This window comes from Flavobacterium sp. YO12 (assembly GCF_004119495.1).
Lineage (GTDB): Bacteria > Bacteroidota > Bacteroidia > Flavobacteriales > Flavobacteriaceae > Flavobacterium.
Map to the genome: position 1 here is coordinate 1 of NZ_NRQU01000054.1, position 20,106 is coordinate 20,106.

Annotated in this window: 16 protein-coding genes; 2 read left to right on the plus strand and 14 right to left on the minus strand. The window is 32.9% G+C overall.

Annotated features, from left to right (window positions below):
* Positions 1–17 precede the first annotated feature (17 nt).
* The 7 genes from acs to BOW55_RS15835 form a co-directional block, all read right to left on the minus strand.
* Entirely contained in the window at positions 18–1,925 is a 1,908-nt protein-coding gene (gene acs / locus BOW55_RS15805) for an acetate--CoA ligase (RefSeq protein WP_129024898.1), read from the minus strand.
* A gap of 504 nt (positions 1,926–2,429) precedes the next feature.
* On the minus strand, positions 2,430–3,899 hold the full coding sequence (gene ilvC / locus BOW55_RS15810; protein ID WP_129024899.1) for a ketol-acid reductoisomerase: 1,470 nt from the start codon (positions 3,897–3,899) through the stop codon (positions 2,430–2,432).
* 87 nt (positions 3,900–3,986) lie between these two features.
* Positions 3,987–4,508: an acetolactate synthase small subunit gene (ilvN, locus tag BOW55_RS15815; protein ID WP_089056006.1), complete on the minus strand. Its 522-nt coding sequence runs from the start codon at positions 4,506–4,508 to the stop codon at positions 3,987–3,989.
* A 49-nt stretch (positions 4,509–4,557) separates the two neighbouring features.
* Positions 4,558–6,246, minus strand: coding sequence for a biosynthetic-type acetolactate synthase large subunit (ilvB, locus tag BOW55_RS15820; RefSeq protein WP_129024900.1), 1,689 nt, complete (start codon positions 6,244–6,246; stop codon positions 4,558–4,560).
* 73 nt (positions 6,247–6,319) lie between these two features.
* A complete protein-coding gene (gene ilvD, locus BOW55_RS15825; RefSeq protein WP_129024901.1) occupies positions 6,320–7,993 on the minus strand; it encodes a dihydroxy-acid dehydratase in 1,674 nt (557 codons plus the stop codon).
* A 270-nt stretch (positions 7,994–8,263) separates the two neighbouring features.
* Positions 8,264–9,382: a 3-isopropylmalate dehydrogenase gene (gene leuB / locus BOW55_RS15830; RefSeq protein WP_129024902.1), complete on the minus strand. Its 1,119-nt coding sequence runs from the start codon at positions 9,380–9,382 to the stop codon at positions 8,264–8,266.
* Between the two features lie 62 nt (positions 9,383–9,444).
* On the minus strand, positions 9,445–10,620 hold the full coding sequence (locus BOW55_RS15835; protein WP_089055993.1) for a 2-isopropylmalate synthase: 1,176 nt from the start codon (positions 10,618–10,620) through the stop codon (positions 9,445–9,447).
* Positions 10,621–10,775: 155 nt separating this feature from the next.
* On the opposite strand from BOW55_RS15835, the gene BOW55_RS15840 reads away from it, so the two are divergent.
* On the plus strand, positions 10,776–12,320 hold the full coding sequence (locus BOW55_RS15840; RefSeq protein WP_129024903.1) for a hypothetical protein: 1,545 nt from the start codon (positions 10,776–10,778) through the stop codon (positions 12,318–12,320).
* 235 nt (positions 12,321–12,555) lie between these two features.
* Here BOW55_RS15840 and BOW55_RS15845 read toward each other — a convergent pair whose 3' ends face one another.
* Positions 12,556–14,211, minus strand: coding sequence for a M1 family metallopeptidase (locus BOW55_RS15845; protein WP_129024904.1), 1,656 nt, complete (start codon positions 14,209–14,211; stop codon positions 12,556–12,558).
* Between the two features lie 168 nt (positions 14,212–14,379).
* On the opposite strand from BOW55_RS15845, the gene BOW55_RS15850 reads away from it, so the two are divergent.
* Positions 14,380–15,078, plus strand: a complete 699-nt coding sequence (locus BOW55_RS15850; protein WP_129024905.1) for a carbohydrate-binding family 9-like protein — start codon at positions 14,380–14,382, stop codon at positions 15,076–15,078.
* Here BOW55_RS15850 and BOW55_RS15855 read toward each other — a convergent pair whose 3' ends face one another.
* The 6 genes from BOW55_RS15855 to hisB all read right to left on the minus strand — a co-directional run bounded on the left by BOW55_RS15855 (position 15,079) and on the right by hisB (position 19,965).
* A complete protein-coding gene (locus BOW55_RS15855; protein WP_129024906.1) occupies positions 15,079–15,690 on the minus strand; it encodes a hypothetical protein in 612 nt (203 codons plus the stop codon).
* Between the two features lie 149 nt (positions 15,691–15,839).
* Complete coding sequence (gene hisIE, locus BOW55_RS15860; protein ID WP_129024907.1) at positions 15,840–16,436, minus strand: bifunctional phosphoribosyl-AMP cyclohydrolase/phosphoribosyl-ATP diphosphatase HisIE; 597 nt, start codon at positions 16,434–16,436, stop codon at positions 15,840–15,842.
* A 44-nt stretch (positions 16,437–16,480) separates the two neighbouring features.
* Positions 16,481–17,236, minus strand: a complete 756-nt coding sequence (hisF, locus tag BOW55_RS15865; protein ID WP_089055997.1) for an imidazole glycerol phosphate synthase subunit HisF — start codon at positions 17,234–17,236, stop codon at positions 16,481–16,483.
* An 82-nt stretch (positions 17,237–17,318) separates the two neighbouring features.
* The gene (gene hisA, locus BOW55_RS15870) at positions 17,319–18,044 is read right to left on the minus strand and encodes a 1-(5-phosphoribosyl)-5-[(5-phosphoribosylamino)methylideneamino]imidazole-4-carboxamide isomerase (protein ID WP_129024908.1); all 726 of its coding nucleotides are present in this window, start codon (positions 18,042–18,044) and stop codon (positions 17,319–17,321) included.
* 99 nt (positions 18,045–18,143) lie between these two features.
* Entirely contained in the window at positions 18,144–18,725 is a 582-nt protein-coding gene (gene hisH / locus BOW55_RS15875) for an imidazole glycerol phosphate synthase subunit HisH (protein ID WP_129024909.1), read from the minus strand.
* 103 nt (positions 18,726–18,828) lie between these two features.
* The gene (hisB, locus tag BOW55_RS15880; RefSeq protein WP_129024910.1) at positions 18,829–19,965 is read right to left on the minus strand and encodes a bifunctional histidinol-phosphatase/imidazoleglycerol-phosphate dehydratase HisB; all 1,137 of its coding nucleotides are present in this window, start codon (positions 19,963–19,965) and stop codon (positions 18,829–18,831) included.
* Positions 19,966–20,106: the final 141 nt, after the last annotated feature.

A 20,106-nucleotide genomic window follows, 5' to 3' on the forward strand; every position in this document is an offset into this window, starting at 1 on the left:
ATTAGCTGTTAATTAAATTAAACTCTTTCTTTTGTAATAATTTCTACAATTTCAGGATTTAATAAAGTTGAAGTATCTCCAAAATTAGAGAAATCACCCTCAGCTATTTTACGTAAAATTCTACGCATAATTTTTCCAGATCGTGTTTTTGGCAAACCAGAAACGAATTGAATTTTATCTAATTTCGCAATTGGTCCAATGTGATCAGAAATATATTGGTTGATCTCTTTACTCAAGTTTGATCTATCTCTAACTTCTCCTGTTTCTTTAAGAATAACGAAACCATACAAAGCATTTCCTTTAATATCATGAGGGAATCCAACAATTGCAGATTCTGCTACCGCAGGATGCTCATTGATTGCATCTTCGATTGGAGCAGTTCCTAAATTGTGACCAGAAACAATTACAACATCATCTACTCTACCTGTAATTCTATAATATCCAACTTCGTCTCTTAAAGCGCCGTCTCCTGTAAAATATTTCCCAGGGAAAGCAGAAAAATAAGTGTCTTTATAACGTTGGTGATCTCCCCAAATAGTTCTGGCAATTCCCGGCCAAGGAAACTTAATACATAAACTTCCAACTACTTGGTTTCCTTCGATTTCATTGCGTTTTTCATCCATTAAAACTGGCTGAATTCCCGGCAACGGTAAAGTTGCGTATGTTGGTTTTGTTGGCGTTACAAATGCAATTGGCGAAATCATAATTCCTCCAGTTTCTGTCTGCCACCAAGTATCAACAACTGGACATCTTTTATCTCCTACGTGGTCATTAAACCAGTGCCAAGCTTCCTCGTTAATTGGTTCTCCAACAGATCCGATAACTTTAAGTGATTTTAGAGGATATTTTTGAATATAATCTAAACTTTCTTTTGCTAACGAACGTATTGCAGTTGGTGCTGTATAAAATTGTGTGATTTTGTGTTTCTCGATAATATCCCAAAAACGGCTGAAATCAGGATAAGATGGAACTCCTTCAAAAATTACAGTAGTTCCTCCATTTAATAATGGTCCGTACAATATATAAGAGTGACCAGTAATCCAGCCTATATCTGCAGTACACCAGAAAATATCATTTTCCTCATAACTGAAAACATTTTTGAATGTATATGCTGTGTAAACCATATATCCAGCTGTGGTATGAACCATTCCTTTTGGTTTTCCAGTTGATCCAGAAGTATATAAAATAAACAACGGATCTTCTGCATCCATAATTTCGGCTACACTATTATCTAAAGCAGCATCTAATAAAGGCTGTAACCATTCGTCACGACCTTCTTTCATTGAAACTTCAGTTTTAGTTCTTTTTACAACCAAAACTTTAGAAACTGATGGGCAGCTGTCTAATGCCTCATCAACAATACCTTTTAAATCGATAGTTTTATTTCCTCTATAACCACCGTCAGATGTAATAACCATTTTACACTCGCAGTCATTAATTCTTGCAGAAACTGCCGAAGCAGAGAATCCAGCAAAAATTACAGAGTGAATAGCACCAATTCTTGCACAAGCCAAAACTGAAACAGCAAGCTCAGGAATCATTGGTAAATAAATACAAACACGGTCTCCTTTACGAACTCCTTGCTCACGCAAAACATTCGCCATTTTCGAAACTCGCTCGTATAATTCATTATAAGTTATATGTAAAGCACTTTCAGACGGATCATTCGGTTCAAAAATAATTGCCGTTTTTTCTCCTCTTTTACTTAAGTGTCTATCAATACAATTTTTAGTAATATTAACTTTTGCTTCAGTAAACCATTTTACTTCAGCATCAGCCATATTAAAATCAACTACTTTTTCCCATTGTTGGTACCAAGTAAAATTTTCTTCTGCAATTTTCCCCCAAAATTTTCTTGGCTCCCTTATTGACTTATTGTAATGTTTAAAATATTGTTCTAAATTTTCAATTTTATAATAACTCATATGTTTGTGGAATTTTTTTATAAAAGTATTAAATCTCAGTCTATTCTTAAAATTATTTAATTTATAAATTTTATCAAAAAAAAACACATATTAAAAAAAATACTCGTTTTTTTTGAAGTTATTCTAAAAAAATACATTTTTGAAATAAAATGTAAATTGAAAAAAGGTATGACAAACTAAACTATCATACCTTTTTACATTAACAAATTTCAATAACAATTAATTCTGTAATTCTGCATTACAATGCTTTTTCTATTTTGAAAATAGCAGCATCCTTATTAATTAAAAAAGAAATTTCAACAAGTACATTTTCCTAAAAAAACATACCCTTTTTAAGGGATATGCTTCACTTAACTTTCTAAAATCATTGAAGTTAAGTGAATGCATCATGCATCTATATCTATTTTTTTTTTAATAAGTGCTTACTAATTCAAAATATTAATTTAAAACATTGATACAGTGCAAACTCCACAACATTCGTATGTATGGAAATTCCCAAATTTATTATCCAATTTTTTTCATTGCAGTCATAGACTCTCTTAACCACGCTCCTACTTCTTCGATAGGATGCTGACGGATTTCTTTATTTACAGCAATTAAAACTGCATTATCTACTCCGTTTGTAGTCGAGAATGATTTACCAATAATATTAGTTTCTACTTTTTTCATGAATTCAGTCAATAATGGCTTACATGCATGATCAAATAAATAACATCCGTATTCAGCAGTATCAGAAATTACACGGTTCATTTCGAACAATTTCTTTCTTGCGATAGTGTTTGCAATTAATGGCAATTCGTGTAATGACTCATAATAAGCTGATTCTTCGATAATTCCAGCTTCAGTCATTGTTTCGAAAGCTAATTCAACACCAGCTTTAACCATTGCAATCATTAATACTCCATTATCAAAATATTCTTGTTCTGAGATTGGAGCTTCTTGTGGAGCTGTTTTTTCGAAGTTAGTTTCCCCTGTAGCAGCTCTCCATTTCAATAAGTTAACATCATCGTTAGCCCAGTCAGCCATCATTGTACTAGAGAATTCTCCAGAAATGATATCATCCTGATGTTTTTGGAATAACGGACGCATGATATCTTTCAATTCTTCTGCTAATTCGTAAGCTTCAATTTTTGCAGGATTAGAAAGACGATCCATCATATTTGTAATACCACCATGTTTCAAAGCTTCAGTGATAGTTTCCCATCCATACTGAATTAATTTTGAAGCATAAGCTTTATCGATTCCTTTTTCAACCATTTTATCAAAACATAAAATAGATCCAGTTTGCAATAATCCACAAAGAATTGTTTGCTCACCCATTAAATCTGATTTTACTTCAGCTACAAATGATGATTTTAAAACTCCTGCTTTATGTCCTCCAGTTGCTACAGCATAAGCTTTTGCTTGATCTAAACCAAATCCGTTTGGATCATTCTCTGGGTGAACCGCAATAAGCGTTGGTACACCAAAACCTCTTTTATATTCCTCACGCACCTCAGAACCTGGGCATTTAGGAGCACACATAATTACAGTAATATCTTTACGAATCTGCATTCCTTCTTCAACAATATTAAAACCGTGAGAATATGCCAAAGTCGATCCTTGTTTCATTAATGGCATAATAGCCGTTACTACAGCCGTGTGCTGCTTATCTGGTGTAAGATTACAAACTAAATCAGCAGTTGGAATTAATTCTTCATAAGTACCTACCTTAAAACCGTTTTCAGTTGCATTTTTGTATGAAGCTCTCTTTTCTGCAATTGCATCTGCACGCAATGCATAAGAAATGTCTAAACCAGAATCTCTCATGTTTAAACCCTGATTCAAACCTTGTGCACCACAACCTACAATAACAACTTTTTTTCCTGCTAATGCCGAAATTCCGTCTGCAAATTCTGATTGCTCCATAAATTCGCAAACTCCTAATTGTTCTAATTGTAATCTAAGCGGTAATGTATTGAAATAATTTGCCATTTTGTTTTAAAATATTTAATGAAATGAAATTTAATAATTGATTAATCTATAAATGTTTGTGATTGCAAAATCACGATTTAATTGTTATTACTTAAAAGTTTCTAATAAAGATGAAATTTCCATTTTTTCTTTAGAAACCGAAATTCTTCCAGAACGTACAAACTGCATAATTCCGTAAGGTTTGAATTTTGCATACAATTCTTCTATTTCAGAACGTCTTCCAGATTTAGAAATCACAAAGAAATCTCTAGAAACTGTTACAATTGTCGATTGACTGTCTTTAATGATATTCTGAATTTGCTTTTCATCAAACAACAAACTTGATTGTATTTTAAATAAAGCATTCTCTAAATAAATAGTTTCTTCATCTGTATGATAGAAAGCTTTTATAACTTCAATTTGTTTTTCGATTTGCCCAACAATATTCTGAACCCATTTTTCAGTTGTATTTACTACAATGATAAATCTTGAAACATTTTCTATTTCTGATTCTGAAACGTTTAAACTTAATATATTAATGTGTCGCTTTAAGAATATTCCCGATATCCTATTCAACAATCCTACGTTATTCTCTGAATATACCGATATGGTAAATGTTTTATCTTCCATGTTTTTTTTAGTTTATTTTTCCCGATAGCTATCGGGATTGAAACTTTTCTTAACTTAATCTAATTTCTGAAACACAAGCTCCTGTTGGAATCATTGGGAATACATTATTCTCTTTTTCCACCATAACTTCTAAGAAATAAGAATCTTTTGAAGCCATCATTTCTGCTACAGCTGCATCCAAATCTTCTCTCTGTGTTACTTTTTTAGATTTAATATGATACCCTTCAGCAATAGCAACAAAATTTGGATTAATCATTTTTGTTGAAGCATATCTATTGTCAAAAAACAATTCTTGCCATTGACGCACCATTCCTAAAAATTCATTATTTAAAACCACAATTTTTACAGGTACCTGCGTCTGGAAAATAGTTCCTAATTCCTGAATCGTCATTTGGAATCCGCCATCACCAATAATAGCAACAACCTCACGTTCAGGTTTTCCCATTTTAGCACCAATAGCCGCCGGAAGAGCAAATCCCATTGTTCCTAATCCGCCTGAAGTAATATTACTTTTTGATGAATTAAATTTTGCATATCGACACGCAAACATTTGATGCTGACCAACATCTGAAACTATAATAGCATCACCTTTTGAGTGCTTATTAATCATTTCAAGAGTTTCACCCATCGAAATTCCTTTACCATTTGTTGGGTTTAATTCTTCGTTTATAACCGTTTCAACCTCAATTTTATGTAACTCTTTAAATTCGTTGTGCCATAAATCATGTGATTTAGCATCAATTAAAGGAAGTAATGCTGCTAAAGACTCTTTTACATCTCCTAAAACAGCAATTTCTGTTTTCACATTTTTATCAATCTCAGCTGGATCAATTTCAAAGTGAATTACTTTTGCCTGCTTAGCATATGTTTTTAAATCTCCAGTAACACGATCATCAAAACGCATTCCGAATGCAATTAAAACATCACATTCATTTGTCAATAAATTTGGAGCATAATTTCCGTGCATTCCAAGCATTCCAACATTTAGCGGATGATCTGTCGGCAGAGCCGAAAGTCCTAAAATAGTCCAAGCTGCTGGAATTCCTGATTTTTCAACCAATGCTTTAAATTCAGCTTCAGCTTTACCTAAAATAATTCCCTGTCCAAAAACGATAAAAGGTTTTTTTGCACTATTAATCAAAGCCGCTGCTTCAGCTACTTTATCTAATTTTAATTTTGGAACTGGAACATAACTTCTAATTCCTTTGCATTTTTCATAGCTATAATCAAAAAGATCAAATTGAGCATTTTTAGTTATATCAATTAAAACTGGTCCTGGACGACCAGAACGAGCAATGTAAAAAGCCTTTGCAATTATTTCTGGAATCTGTGAAGCTTCAGTTATCTGAAAATTCCATTTTGTAACTGGAGTTGAAATTCCAATAATATCAGTTTCCTGAAAAGCATCAGAACCCAGTAAATGTCTTCCAACTTGTCCTGTAATACAAACCATTGGTGTTGAATCGATTTGTGCATCTGCAATTCCAGTTACTAAATTTGTAGCACCCGGTCCTGAAGTAGCAATTGCAACACCCACTTTTCCAGTAGCTCTAGCATAACCTTGAGCGGCATGCGTTGCACCTTGTTCATGACGAACTAATACGTGATGCAACTGATCTTGAAATTTATATAATTCGTCGTAAACTGGCATAATTGCTCCACCTGGATAACCATAAACCAAGTCTACTCCTTCTTCTAACAAACATCTTATAACGGCTTCTGCCCCTGATATTTTCATAGTATATTGTTTTTCAAGAATCAACTTCAACTTTTCAATGATTCAGCTGATTCTTGATATTATTGTTTTAAAATTAATTATCGGTAACACATCCTGTTGATGCACTCGAAACCGACTTAGCGTATTTAAGTAAAACTCCTCTGTCAACTTTTAAAGCTGGCTGAACCCATGCCGCTTTTCTTGCTGCAAATTCTTCGTCAGATATCTTCAGGTCGATTGTATTTTTCACCGCATCGATGGCAATTATATCACCATCTTTTACTAGTGCAATACCACCACCGTCATATGCTTCTGGTGTAACGTGTCCTACCACGAAACCGTGCGAACCTCCGGAGAATCTACCGTCTGTGATTAGTGCACAGCTGCTGCCTAATCCGGCTCCAATAATTGCAGATGTAGGTTTTAGCATTTCAGGCATTCCCGGACCACCTTTTGGTCCACAACCTCTAATGACGACTACATTTCCTGGTTTAATTTTTCCGGCCTGAAGACCTGGAATTACTTCAAATTCACCTTCAAATACTACAGCTGGACCTTCGAAATATTCTCCTTCTTTCCCGCTGATTTTTGCTACAGCTCCTTCAGAAGCAAGATTTCCGTATAAAACCTGAATATTTCCTGTTGGTTTTAATGCTTTTTGTATTTCATGTATTACTTCTTGTCCGTCTTGTAAATCTGGTGTTGAAGCTAAGTTCTCAGCAACTGTTTTTCCTGTTACAGTTAAACAATCTCCATGAATCAATCCAACTTTCAATAGATATTTCATTACTCCGGGAATACCTCCAACTTCATGAATATCTTCCATCATATATTTTCCACTTGGTTTCATGTCAGCAAGAACTGGTGTTCTGTCATTAATTGCTTGAAAATCATCCAAAGTAATTGTTATTCCAACAGAGTGCGCCATTGCAATTAAGTGCATTACAGCATTTGTAGAACCTCCTAAAACTGCTACAATTGTAATAGCATTTTCAAAAGCTTTACGAGTCATAATATCTCTTGGCTTAATATCTTTTTCTAATAAAATTTTAATAGCTTCTCCTGCCGCAAGACATTCGTCTCTTTTTTCCTGACTTAAAGCAGGATTTGAAGAGCTGTATGGCAAACTCATTCCTAATGCTTCAATTGCCGAAGACATTGTATTTGCAGTATACATTCCGCCGCAAGCACCAGCTCCCGGGCAAGCATTTTGAATAACACCTTTAAAATCTTCAGGAGTAATTTCGCCTTTTACTTTTTTTCCTAAAGCTTCAAAAGCAGAAACAATATTTAAAGATTCACCTTTCCATTTTCCAGAGTGAATTGAACCTCCATAAATCATCATTGACGGACGATTTAATCTTCCCATTGCAATTAAAGCTCCAGGCATATTTTTATCACAGCCAGGAATTGCAATAATACTATCGTACCATTGTGCTCCTGCAACTGTTTCAATAGAATCTGCAATTACATCACGAGATACTAACGAATAACGCATTCCTTCAGTACCATTTGAAATTCCATCACTTACACCAATGGTATTAAAAATAAGTCCGACCAGATTCGCATCCCAAACACCTTTTTTAACATCTTTTGCTAAATCGTTCAAGTGCATATTACAAGTGTTACCATCGTAACCCATACTTACAATACCTACTTGTGCTTTCTTCAAATCTTCTTCAGTTAAACCAATACCGTACAACATTGCTTGAGCCGCAGGTTGTGTTTGATCTTGAGTGATGGTCTTGCTGTACTTATTTAATTCCATTATGTATTATTTTATTTTAATTTTTATTCAAAAAAAAACCTTCCAGTATTTGGAAGGTTTATAATATAGTCTTTCAATTATATTTATAACATTCCCTTTGCAGATGTGATCACCACATTGACAACAATGACAGAAGTTATAATAATTGAGTTTTGCATTCTTTTCTATTTTTAGTGTGACAAAAGTATAAAAACTTTAAGAACTAAAAAAATAAAATCTCAACATTTAAACCACTTCTTGTTATTTATTCTACATTTTTAACAAAAATCACTAAACAATTGTCGATTGTCCGATACTTACATTGTCATTATTGAAATAAAGTAAATCATCTTTGCTGAAAATAAAATTTGAAACAAACTCCCCTACTTCATTTGTACCGAATTTTGAATCTGGTTTTAAATCAACTGTAACTACTTTAAATTCGATTGCTTTTTCAACAGCTTTATAAATTACATTAGCTTCTTTAGTTAATCCAAAATGTTCTAACAAAAGCGCTGCTGCTAATATCGAAGCAATTGGATTGGCAATATTCTTTCCTTTTGCTTGCGGATAAGAACCATGAATTGGTTCAAACAAAGCATTTTTTTCTCCTAAAGACACTGATGGCAATAAACCAATAGATCCTGTAATTACGCTGGCTTCATCAGATAAAATATCTCCAAACAAGTTCTCTGTCAAAATCACATCAAACTGTTTTGGATTCAAAATCAACTGCATTGCCGCATTATCAACAAATAAGAAATCCAATACTACATCTGAATAATTTTCGCTCACTTTCTGAACAACTTTTCTCCATAATCTTGAAGTTTCTAAAACGTTAGCTTTATCTACCAATGTTAGCTTTTTGCGTCTTTTTTGTGCCGATTTAAAAGCTAAATGCGCAATTCTAGTTATTTCTTCTTCGGAATATTCACATAAATCTGAAGCATGTGTCCCTTCTTCATTTAATGTTTTAGCTCCAAAATAAGCACCTCCAGTTAATTCTCTAAAAATGGTAAAATCAGCTCCTTCAATAATTTCTCTTTTTAAAGGAGAAGATTCAATTAAGGCTTTATAAGGTTTAATTGGACGAATATTTGCAAACAATCCTAATTCTTTTCGCAGTTTTAATAATCCTTGCTCTGGTCGAACTTTAGCTTTTGGATTGTTATCATACTTTGGATCACCAATAGCACCAAGCAAAACTGCATCTGTATTTAAACAAAGATTCAGCGTTTGTTCCGGGAGCGGGTTTCCTGTTTTGTCAATTGCTACAGCACCCATAAGTGCTTCTTCAAAAACAAATTCATGATTGTACACCTCGCCAATTGCATATAATGCTTTTTTGGCCTGTAAAATTACTTCTGGTCCAATTCCGTCTCCTGGTAAAACTGCTATTTTCAAATTCATAATGCCTCGTTCTTTATGTATTTAAATCTTTATTTTTTTCTCTTTCTTTTATTCTCTTTTAATTAGCTTCTAATTAAATCACCTTCAATTTTAGAAGCTTCAATAATCTGGTGAATGTCTGCATCCAAAACTTCTTTTTTAATATCAGCAAACTTCAAAAATTCAATGTAAACAATATCCAATTGCACTTTTGTAAGCTCGTAACCAACTTTTTTAGCACGATAAGCTAAAGCAGCTCTTCCGCTTCTAGCTGTTAAAATAATAGACGATTCGTTTACACCAACATCAAGCGGATCCATAATTTCATAAGTCGCTCTGTTTTTAATAACTCCATCTTGATGAATTCCTGAACTGTGTGCAAAAGCATTTGCTCCTACAATCGCTTTATTTGGCTGCACAATCATTCCCATACTTTCAGAAACTAAACGACTCATTTCGTTTAATTCTCTTGTATTGATATTAGTATCTAGATTTAAGTAAGGATGTTGTTTGAAAATCATTACCACTTCTTCAAGTGCAGTATTTCCTGCTCTTTCTCCAATACCATTAATAGTACATTCTATTTGTCTTGCTCCATTTATTGCTCCTGCTATTGAGTTTGCAGTTGCCATTCCTAAATCATTATGACAGTGACATGAAAGGATTACGTTTTCGATTCCTTTTACGTTTTCTTTTAAATATTTAATTTTTGCTCCATATTCTTCAGGTAAACAATATCCTGTTGTATCAGGAATATTCAAAACCGTTGCTCCAGATTTAATTACTTCTTCGCAAACTTTTGCTAAAAATGCATTATCAGTTCTACCAGCATCTTCTGCGTAGAATTCAACATCTTCTACATATGTTTTTGCATGAGCTACAGCATATTTTGCTCTTGCGATAATATCTTCTGGTGTGGTATTTAATTTGTGGAGTATATGAGATTCAGATGTTCCGATTCCTGTGTGGATTCTAGGTCTTTTAGCATGCTTTAAAGCAGCTGCAGCAACATCAATGTCGTTTTTTACGGCTCTTGTAAGTCCGCAGACGGTTGCATTTTCAACAATTTTACAAATCTCAGAGACCGATAAAAAATCGCCCGGACTTGACACAGGAAAACCTGCCTCGATGATATCAACTCCCATTTTGTCTAATCGTTCTGCGATAACTAATTTTTGCTTAGTATCTAACTTACATCCTGGAACTTGTTCACCATCTCGCAAAGTGGTGTCAAAAATTTGAACTTTCTCTCTATTCATATTCATTTATTTAATGTAATTTCACATCTTGATAACAAATATATATTGTACTTCTCCAGTACGAAATTCATTTTAATGAAATTATACTGTATATAACGCAATTTATAACGAGTTAAAACACTAACAATCAATAGGTTATTATATTATTTTTTACAATGGCTAACCATCAAAAAGATTTCTTATTTGTTCTTATAAAATCACTTTCTAAATCTGAAAAAAGACAGTTTAAAATTTTTGCGAGTCGATTAGAAACAAGTTCGAATACTAAATTCATTGAATTATTCAATATTTTGGATAAATCTGAAACCTACGATGAAAAACTTATTTTGAAGAGCGGAAGCATCAAAAAGGTACAGCTGTCTAATTTAAAATCATACTTATATAAACAGATTCTAGTAAGCATTCGTTTGAATATTCCCAGTCAAAACATTCGTTATCAACTTCGTGAACAGATAGATTTTGCCGTTATACTTTATAATAAAGGTTTATACAAACAAAGTTTAAAGATTTTGGACAAGACCAAACAGCAGGCGTTAGAGAATGACGAAAAATACATGGCGTATGAAATTGTTGAATTCGAAAAACTTATTGAATCGCAATACATCACACGAAGTATTCAGGGTCGCGCAGACGAATTGGTTGTACAGGCTAAAGAATTAAACTACCGTAATACAATTTCAAGCAAATTATCAAATCTTTCTCTTCAGTTATACGGAATCATGCTTAAAACGGGTTACGTAAAAAGTGACGAAGAATACAAGTATATTGATGATTACTTTAATAAACATATTGCCAAATTAGATGAAAGCAAATTTGGTTTTCGAGAAAAATACTGGTTCTACAACGCCAATCTTTGGCGAAGTTTTCTAGTTCAGGACTTCTTAGCTAGTTATAAGTTTGCTTATAAATGGGTTAAACTTTTCTACGATAATCCAAATATGATTTACCTGAATCCTGTATTTTTCTTAAAAGGAAATCATTATTTTTTAGAATCGCTTTATATGTTGAAATATACTTCGAATTTTAAAAAATATCTTTCGCTGCTAGAAGAAACCATTGAAGATCCAAAGTTTCCAGTAAACGATAATATTGCATCGCTGGCGTTTTTATATGTATATAACAACAAACTAAATTTACATATTCTGGAAGGTACTTTTGCCGAAAGCGAATATTTAATTCCTGAAATTTTAGAAAAAATAAAACTACACAGTGAGCATCTTGATGAACATCACGAAATGTTATTCTTCTACAAAATCGCTTCTATTTACTTTGGAAATGAAAAATACAACGAGTGCATCAATTACTTAGATAAGATCATAAACAACAAAAATCTATCGATGCGAGAGGATTTAATGTGTTTTGCAAGATTATTGTCCTTAATTGCACATTACGAGCTGGGAAAAGATTATTACTTAGAAAATCATCTTAAAAACACTTATAAGTTCCTAATCAAAATGAATGACTTACATGAAGTTCAAAAGGAAATTATTAAGTTCTTAAGAAACCTGAATAATTTCTATCCAGCGGATATAAAGAAAGAATTCAAAAAAATGCATGCACGTTTTGTTGAACTTGAAAAAAACACTTACGAAAAAAGAGCTTTTTTATATCTAGATATTATTTCATGGCTTGAAAGCAAAATTGAAAATCGCAAGATTGCTGATATTATAAAAGAAAAGGCAAAGTTGAATAGCCGTTAAACTTTTTAAAATTCCAATAAAAAAAGCTCTGAAAAAATATTTTTTAGAGCTTTTTGTCATTTCGACGAAGGAGAAATCTCCACAAGTAACTCCGCTCCCAAATCGCCAAACTTTGTCGAGCTACTTACGGAGATTTCTCCTTCGTCGAAATGACACACTATACCTATAAAACATAAAAAATCCCAAATTCCAATTGTTGAAATTTGGGATTTAAAAAATTGAAAGCTTTTGAATTCTATTCTATAATATTAGAACTCGTTACATAAAAATCTTTATCTACTTCAATAGTTCTATTTTCATTTGTTGTTTTTTCTGATTTCCATTCTGTGGTAGGCTTCAACCAAGTTTCAATACCATTTAATTTCACTCTTACCGGCATATCAAAATTAGCTACACAGTTTGTCCAGTGATATCCGAAAGTTCCATTTTTAAACATATATTCAAAAACTGGAATCTGAGTTGTCGTTAGATATTGCGCAAAAACTCTGTTGAAATTAATTCCTGACTTTTCATTAATATAGTCCTGAATTTGCTTACCTGTAACTGTTTGATGATAAAAAGTTTTATTCATGCCTCTTAAAATCGATTTCCATTTTGCATCGTCATTAATAACCTGACGAATCATATGCAGCATATTTGCACCTTTTGGATACATATCGCCTGAACCTTCATTGTTTACATCATAATGCCCAATAATAGGTTTGTCATTTTGAATATTTCTTCTACATCCAATTACATACTCTGCAGCAGCATCTTTTCCATAATAATATTCAATAAATAAACTTTCAGAATAGTTGGTAAAACTCTCGTGCACCCACATATCAGCAATATCTTTATAAGTAATATTATTTGCAAACCACTCATGTCCTGATTCATGAATAATAATAAAGTCAAACTTTAAGCCCCATCCTGTACCGCTTAAATCTTTTCCTCTATACCCCATTTTATAATCATTACCATAAGTTATACTGCTTTGGTGTTCCATTCCTAAATAAGGAACTTCAACCAATTTGTAGCTGTCTTCATAAAACGGATATGGACCAAACCAGTTTTCAAAGGCTTTCAGCATTCGCGGCGCATCTTTAAAATGCTCTTTAGCAAGAGCCAAATTATCTCTTAAAACATAATAACTACAATCTAAATCTCCTTTTTCTCCTTTAAATTTCTCAGAGAAATTAACATAATCTGCAACATTTATATTTACGCCATAATTATTTATAGGATTTGAAACATACCAGTTAAAAGTTTTAGTTCCATCTTTCTGTTTCTTAACGCTTTGAAGTCTTCCGTTTGAAACGCCGGTTAAATCTCCTGGAACATTCATACTGATCAGCATATTCTCAACTTCATCGTACATATGATCTTTATTTGGCCACCAAACACTTGCGCCCAATCCTTGACAAGATGATGCAATAAAGTCTTTTCCATTTTTATCTTTTTTCCAGCTGATCCCACCATCCCAAGGAGCATTAACTGCTTCTCTAGGTTTTCCACCAAATGAAATCACAATTTCCTTTACTTCACCAATCTTTTGTTTTTCTATTAAATCAATAAAAAAAGCGTTTCCATCGCGTTTAAATTTCAAATCTTTTCCGCCCTGAGTAACTTTATAAATCTGCATTGGTTCCTGCAAATCAATCTGCATCTTATTATACTCTGATAATACGGTATAACGAACAGTATTTGAACCCGTAATTGTTTTTTCCTTTGGATTTATTTTCACATCCAAATGATAGTATTTTAAATCCCACCAAGCTCTCTCTTTTGTAATACTTCCTCGTAAAGTATCCTGATGTGTAAAAACCGTTTCAGACTTCTTCAAAAGTCCTTGCGCATTGGCAGTAAAACCAATTAAAAAGGCGATAAAAACGCCGCTAAAGATTTTTTTCATTATTTATAATTTTATAACAAATTAGGCAGTTAAACCATCTTAATCTTCAACAAATGTAAACATTCAAATCAATTTTTTCATGATTTTATAATTTCTATTAGCCCGATTTAGTGTTAAAATTCATTATTCTTATTTACTTTAGCCATTTCGTTTTTTTACAACACCTTTATGAAATTTATCCAAATTGCTCTTGTCTTTTTTCTGATGTGCTCGACAACAAGTCATTCACAGACTATTCCGATTTTCAAAACCAACCAAAAATTAATAGTTGATGGTGATGTATCAGATTGGAAAACACCATTCTCAGGTCCTTTTGTAATTCATAATACATTCGAAAAAGCAAGCCAAAACACAACGGTCGCCTTTGCATGGAATGATGAAAATCTTTATATCGCTTTTCGTTCCTTAGATTCAAAAATAATTGGCTCAAAACAGAAGAAAGATTTTCCGATTTTTAGAACAGATGACTTGGTCGAAATTTTTATCGATCCAGATGGCTATGGACAAAATTATATAGAAATTGGTGTAAATGCTTTTTCAACCAATTATGACATGCTTTTAAAATGTATTTCTGCCGAGTGCGGCGGATGGAAAACGTCAATGGATTTTGATATTGAGGGATTAGAAACCATAAGTAAAATCACTAGTGAAGGATTTTGCACAGAAATTAAAATACCTTTTTCAAGTTTAGAAAAAATCGAAAATGGTAATTTCAAAAAACCTGAAATTGGAACAAAATGGAAAGGAAATGCTTTTAGAATTGATTATAGCAGCAATACTGAATACCATTCATTACAGCCCTATAAGAGCTTGAAATTTGGCTTTCATCAGCCAAGAGAATTTGCTGTTTTTGAGTTTGTGGAATGATTAACTCGTTAATTGTGTCATTAAGTTTATTGGTATCTCTTTTATACCGTAATATTGAACACTATCGGATAAAAACCTAAATGCCGAATTGATTTCTTTCATTTTATAAACTTCAAAAATTGATTTATTGGATAGAAAGTAAACATTCTCTAGAAATCTATTATTTAAATCTCCATAGCATTTATAAGTCTTTAAAAACATAGAAATACCTTTTTTTAAAACTGTAGGATTAGAAAAATCTTTAGGGAGAAATATGTTTATAAAACAATTATTATCTACATATAGTTCGCCTGTACTCTCATTAATCGGATAGAAATTACCATTGCCTAATTTCTCTAAAAACAAAATTAGTCGCTGTCCAGCTTTTAGCTCGACAATTCTTGGATCACATATCCATTCCTTCCAGATTGAAACTTTAATTTTCGAATTTGACTTTCCTTTTACGAATTGAGTTACTGTGAATTCATAACTATCTTTTGAAACTTTAGAAATGGTTCCATCAATAATTAAATCGGCTTTTAAAATAACAATTGAATATGGCATTTCACGTTTCTTAAATCCGTAGTTTAAAGTTGGAATCAAGAATAAAAACAGACAAACAATTAGTTTCATAACAGCATTATTTTATACTAAAATAATACTTTTTTTTGTAAATCTCGACGCAAAGAGAAATCACACAAGAAACTCTGCAAAGCATATCTAATCTTTGTTTACATTCGAGTGTGATTTCTCCCTTCGGTCGAAATGACAAAAATCAAATCTTACTTCTGACGTTTCTTCAAAACCTCAATAACATCATTCAGCTGAAAACCTTTTGCTTGCAATAAAATCAGATAGTGAAAAAGTAAATCAGCGCTTTCGCTTAGAAATAAATCATCATTGTCGTCTTTTGCTTCTATAACCACTTCCACAGCTTCCTCACCTACTTTTTGAGCAATTTTGTTGATTCCTTTTTCAAACAACGAAGCAACATAACTTTTCTCAGAATCAGCATTTTCTCTACGAGTTTTGATTGTATTTTCTAACTGAGAAATAAAACCATAATTTGCTTCATTTGGTTCTTGCCAGCAAGTATCTGCTCCTGTATGACAAGTTGGTCCAACGGGTTTTGTCTGAATTAAAAGTGTGTCGCCGTCACAATCATTTTTAATACTTACTAGGTTCAAAAAATTACCGCTCTCCTCGCCTTTTGTCCAAAGTCTTTGTTTTGAACGGCTGAAAAAAGTTACTTTTTGAGTTTCTATTGTTTTTTGAAGCGATTCTTCGTTCATATAGCCCAGCATCAAAACATTTTTTGTTTCTGAATCCTGAATTATCGCTGGAATTAATCCGTGTGCGCTTTTGATATCGATTTCCATAATTGTAGTCTAAAATTGTAAAGTCGAAAGTCTTAAAGTTAAAACTAAAGTCTGACTTCTATATTGTTATTTTTTAATTCTTGTTTTAACGTTTTGATTTCGATCTCTTTGAAGTGAAAAACACTTGCAGCTAATGCCGCATCAGCTTTTCCAACTTTGAAAGAATCTACAAAATGCTGTATATTTCCTGCTCCGCCAGAAGCAATAATTGGAATATTTACTAATTCTGAAAGTTTAGCCAAAGCTTCGTTTGCAAAACCATTTTTCGTTCCATCATTATCCATTGACGTGAATAATATTTCTCCTGCTCCGCGTTCTGCAACTTCAACAGCCCAATCGAATAAATTTAATTCTGTTGGCACTTTTCCGCCAACTAAATGTACAATCCATTGTCCGTCAATTTGTTTAGCATCTATAGCAACTACAACACATTGGCTGCCAAATTTCTGAGCCAAATCATTAATGAGCTGCGGATTTTTTACTGCCGATGAATTAATCGAAACTTTATCAGCTCCATTATTTAAAAGGATTTCTACATCTTCAACAGATGAAATTCCACCGCCAACAGTAAACGGAATATTTATTTTCTCCGCTACACTTCGCACCATATTCACCAGTGTTTTACGTCGTTCCTCAGTTGCAGAAATATCCAAAAAAACCAATTCATCAGCACCTTCTGCTGAGTAAATTTCTGCTAATTCTACTGGATCTCCAGCATCACGCAAATCAACGAAATTAACGCCTTTTACAGTTCTTCCGTTTTTTATATCTAAACAAGGTATGATTCTTTTTGCTAACATATCTTTAATGTGTCAATTTGAGAATTAGATAATTAGATAATTTTCAGCACAACGCAAAGAATTATCTAATTGACTAATTATCTCATTTTCTAATTATAAAATCCTCCAGTTGTTTCAAGCTAATTCTTCCTTCGTAAATTGCCTTTCCGATGATTGTTCCCTCGCAACCTAATTCAGCTAATTTAGGCAATTCATCAAAAGTTGAAATTCCGCCGGAAGCTATTAATTTTATACCTTTTACTTCTGCTAAAATTTTACTATACAAATCAAAACTTGGTCCTTGAAGCATTCCGTCTTTAGCAATATCGGTGCAAATAACGTATTGAATTCCTTTCGTTTGGTAATCTTGTATAAACGGAATCAAATCTTCATCAGAATCTTCTAACCATCCTGAAACTGCGATCTTTTCATCTTTTGCATCAGCACCTAAAATGATTTTTTCTGAACCATATTCTGAAATCCATTTTTCAAAAATAGTTCTATTTTTTACTGCAATACTTCCGCCAGTTATTTGATTTGCACCGCTTTCGAAAGCAATTCTCAAATCATCATCTGACTTTAATCCGCCTCCAAAATCAATTTTTAGGCTCGTTTGCAATGCAATTTGTTCTAATATCTTATAATTGACAATTTTACTTGATTTTGCACCATCAAGATCTACTAAATGCAAATATTCGATTCCGTGCGCTTCAAATGATTTTGCTACTTCGAGCGGATTTTCATTGTAAATTATTTTGGTATCATAATCACCTTTGGACAAACGAACGCATTTTCCTTCAATGATATCTATGGCTGGTATTATTCTCATTTTATTTTAGTCTTAAAGTTTGAAAGTCGAAAGTCGTAAAGCTTTCTCTGATTTTCAAAATTGATATTTTGATTGATTTTTGATATTGAAATTGGAATTTTACATTCTTAAAAAATTCCCCAAAATCTTTTCCCCAACATCACCACTTTTTTCCGGGTGAAACTGAGTTCCGTAAAAATTATCTTTTTGCAAAGCCGATGCATATTCAACATCATAATTTGTCGTAGCAATCGATTCTGCACAATTTGGCGCATAAAAACTGTGTACCAAATACATAAATTCATTTTCAGAAATTCCTTTAAACAAATCGGTTTTTAAATCATAAATCTGATTCCACCCCATTTGCGGCACTTTTACATTGTTGGAAAATTTTACAACATCAACATCAAAAATTCCTAAACCTTCTGTATTTCCTTCTTCTGTTTCATTGCACATTAACTGCATTCCCAGACAAATTCCTAAAACCGGTTGTTTCAATTGCGGAATCAAATTATCCAAACCGCTTTCGCGAAGTTTAACCATCGCTGAACTCGCCTCGCCCACACCAGGAAAAATCACTTTATCTGCTGATGAAATTTCATTCGGATTATCACTCAAAACAGCTTTAAAACCCAATCTTTCAATAGCAAACATGATGCTCTGAATATTTCCTGCTCCGTAATTTATAATTACTATTTTCATTTAAGTTTAGTCTTAAAGTCTAAAGTCTAAAGTCTTAAAGCCGATTTTAATACTCCTTATTTTGGAAAACTTTCGACTTTATGACTTTCAACTTTCGACTAATTTAAAGCATTCCTTTCGTCGAAGGCAAAATCATTTTTTCGGTATCTCTTTTTACGGCTACTTTTATAGCTTTCGCGAAAGCTTTAAAAATGGCTTCAATTTTATGATGCTCATTAATTCCTTCTGCTTTGATATTTAAGTTCGCTTTTGCTCCATCTGTAAACGATTTAAAGAAATGATAGAACATTTCGGTTGGCATTTTACCTACCATTTCACGTTTAAATTCAGTTTCCCAAATCAGCCAATTTCTTCCTCCAAAATCAATTGCAGCCTGCGCTAAACAATCATCCATTGGTAAGCAGAATCCGTAGCGCTCAATTCCTAATTTATTTCCTAATGCTTTTGCAAAAACTTCTCCAAGTGCAATTGCTGTATCTTCGATTGTGTGGTGTTCATCGACTTCAAGATCACCTTTTACAAGGATTTCCAAATCCATTTGACCGTGACGTGAGATTTGATCTAACATATGATCAAAAAATGCGATTCCCGTGTCTATTTTACTTTTTCCAGTTCCGTCAAGATTTAAATTGATATAAATATCAGTTTCATTGGTTTTACGAGTAATCGACGCTGAGCGCGTTTCAAGTTTCAAAAACTCATAGATTTTCTTCCAATCCATCGTTTGCAAAACAATTGTTTCGTTTAGCTCTTCACGTTTTGATGAAATTTCATTGCTTCCCGCTCCATCAGTATCATTCATAAAAATGGCTTTTGCGCCAAGATTTTTCGCCAATTCAACATCGGTTAAACGATCACCCAAAACAAAAGAATTTTCTAAATCATATTCAGCATTATTTAAATATTTAGTCAACATTCCTGTTCTAGGCTTACGAGTTGGCGCATTTTCTTCAGGAAAAGATCTGTCAACAAAAATTTCATCAAACAAAACGCCTTCGTTTTCAAAAGCTCTCAAAATAAAATTCTGTGTCGGCCAAAACGTATCTTCAGGAAAACTGTCCGTTCCTAAACCATCCTGATTGGTTACCATTGCCAATTCATAATCTAATTCATTGGCTATTTTAGCCAAATATTGAAATGCTTTTGGATAAAACTCTAATTTATCCAAGCTGTCTAACTGTAAATTTTCTGGTTCTAAAACAATCGTTCCATCACGATCGATAAAAAGTACTTTTTTCATAAATTATATTCTTGTTCTGCCACAGATTACACAGATTAAAATGATTTTTCTTTTGCCACGAATTACACAAATTTTCACTAATTCAATTCGTGTTAATTTGTAAAATTCGTGGCGAATAATCACGTACAGAAAGAAATCATT

What these genes read in the sequence shown, in the direction of transcription:
- acs (WP_129024898.1), bottom strand. Translation starts at nt 1,925, where the DNA reads ATGAGTTATTATAAAATTGAAAATTTAGAACAATATTTTAAACATTAC.
- ilvC (WP_129024899.1), bottom strand. Translation starts at nt 3,899, where the DNA reads ATGGCAAATTATTTCAATACATTACCGCTTAGATTACAATTAGAACAA.
- ilvN (WP_089056006.1), bottom strand. Translation starts at nt 4,508, where the DNA reads ATGGAAGATAAAACATTTACCATATCGGTATATTCAGAGAATAACGTA.
- ilvB (WP_129024900.1), bottom strand. Translation starts at nt 6,246, where the DNA reads ATGAAAATATCAGGGGCAGAAGCCGTTATAAGATGTTTGTTAGAAGAA.
- ilvD (WP_129024901.1), bottom strand. Translation starts at nt 7,993, where the DNA reads ATGGAATTAAATAAGTACAGCAAGACCATCACTCAAGATCAAACACAA.
- leuB (WP_129024902.1), bottom strand. Translation starts at nt 9,382, where the DNA reads ATGAATTTGAAAATAGCAGTTTTACCAGGAGACGGAATTGGACCAGAA.
- BOW55_RS15835 (WP_089055993.1), bottom strand. Translation starts at nt 10,620, where the DNA reads ATGAATAGAGAGAAAGTTCAAATTTTTGACACCACTTTGCGAGATGGT.
- BOW55_RS15840 (WP_129024903.1), top strand. Translation starts at nt 10,776, where the DNA reads ATGGCTAACCATCAAAAAGATTTCTTATTTGTTCTTATAAAATCACTT.
- BOW55_RS15845 (WP_129024904.1), bottom strand. Translation starts at nt 14,211, where the DNA reads ATGAAAAAAATCTTTAGCGGCGTTTTTATCGCCTTTTTAATTGGTTTT.
- BOW55_RS15850 (WP_129024905.1), top strand. Translation starts at nt 14,380, where the DNA reads ATGAAATTTATCCAAATTGCTCTTGTCTTTTTTCTGATGTGCTCGACA.
- BOW55_RS15855 (WP_129024906.1), bottom strand. Translation starts at nt 15,690, where the DNA reads ATGAAACTAATTGTTTGTCTGTTTTTATTCTTGATTCCAACTTTAAAC.
- hisIE (WP_129024907.1), bottom strand. Translation starts at nt 16,436, where the DNA reads ATGGAAATCGATATCAAAAGCGCACACGGATTAATTCCAGCGATAATT.
- hisF (WP_089055997.1), bottom strand. Translation starts at nt 17,236, where the DNA reads ATGTTAGCAAAAAGAATCATACCTTGTTTAGATATAAAAAACGGAAGA.
- hisA (WP_129024908.1), bottom strand. Translation starts at nt 18,044, where the DNA reads ATGAGAATAATACCAGCCATAGATATCATTGAAGGAAAATGCGTTCGT.
- hisH (WP_129024909.1), bottom strand. Translation starts at nt 18,725, where the DNA reads ATGAAAATAGTAATTATAAATTACGGAGCAGGAAATATTCAGAGCATC.
- hisB (WP_129024910.1), bottom strand. Translation starts at nt 19,965, where the DNA reads ATGAAAAAAGTACTTTTTATCGATCGTGATGGAACGATTGTTTTAGAA.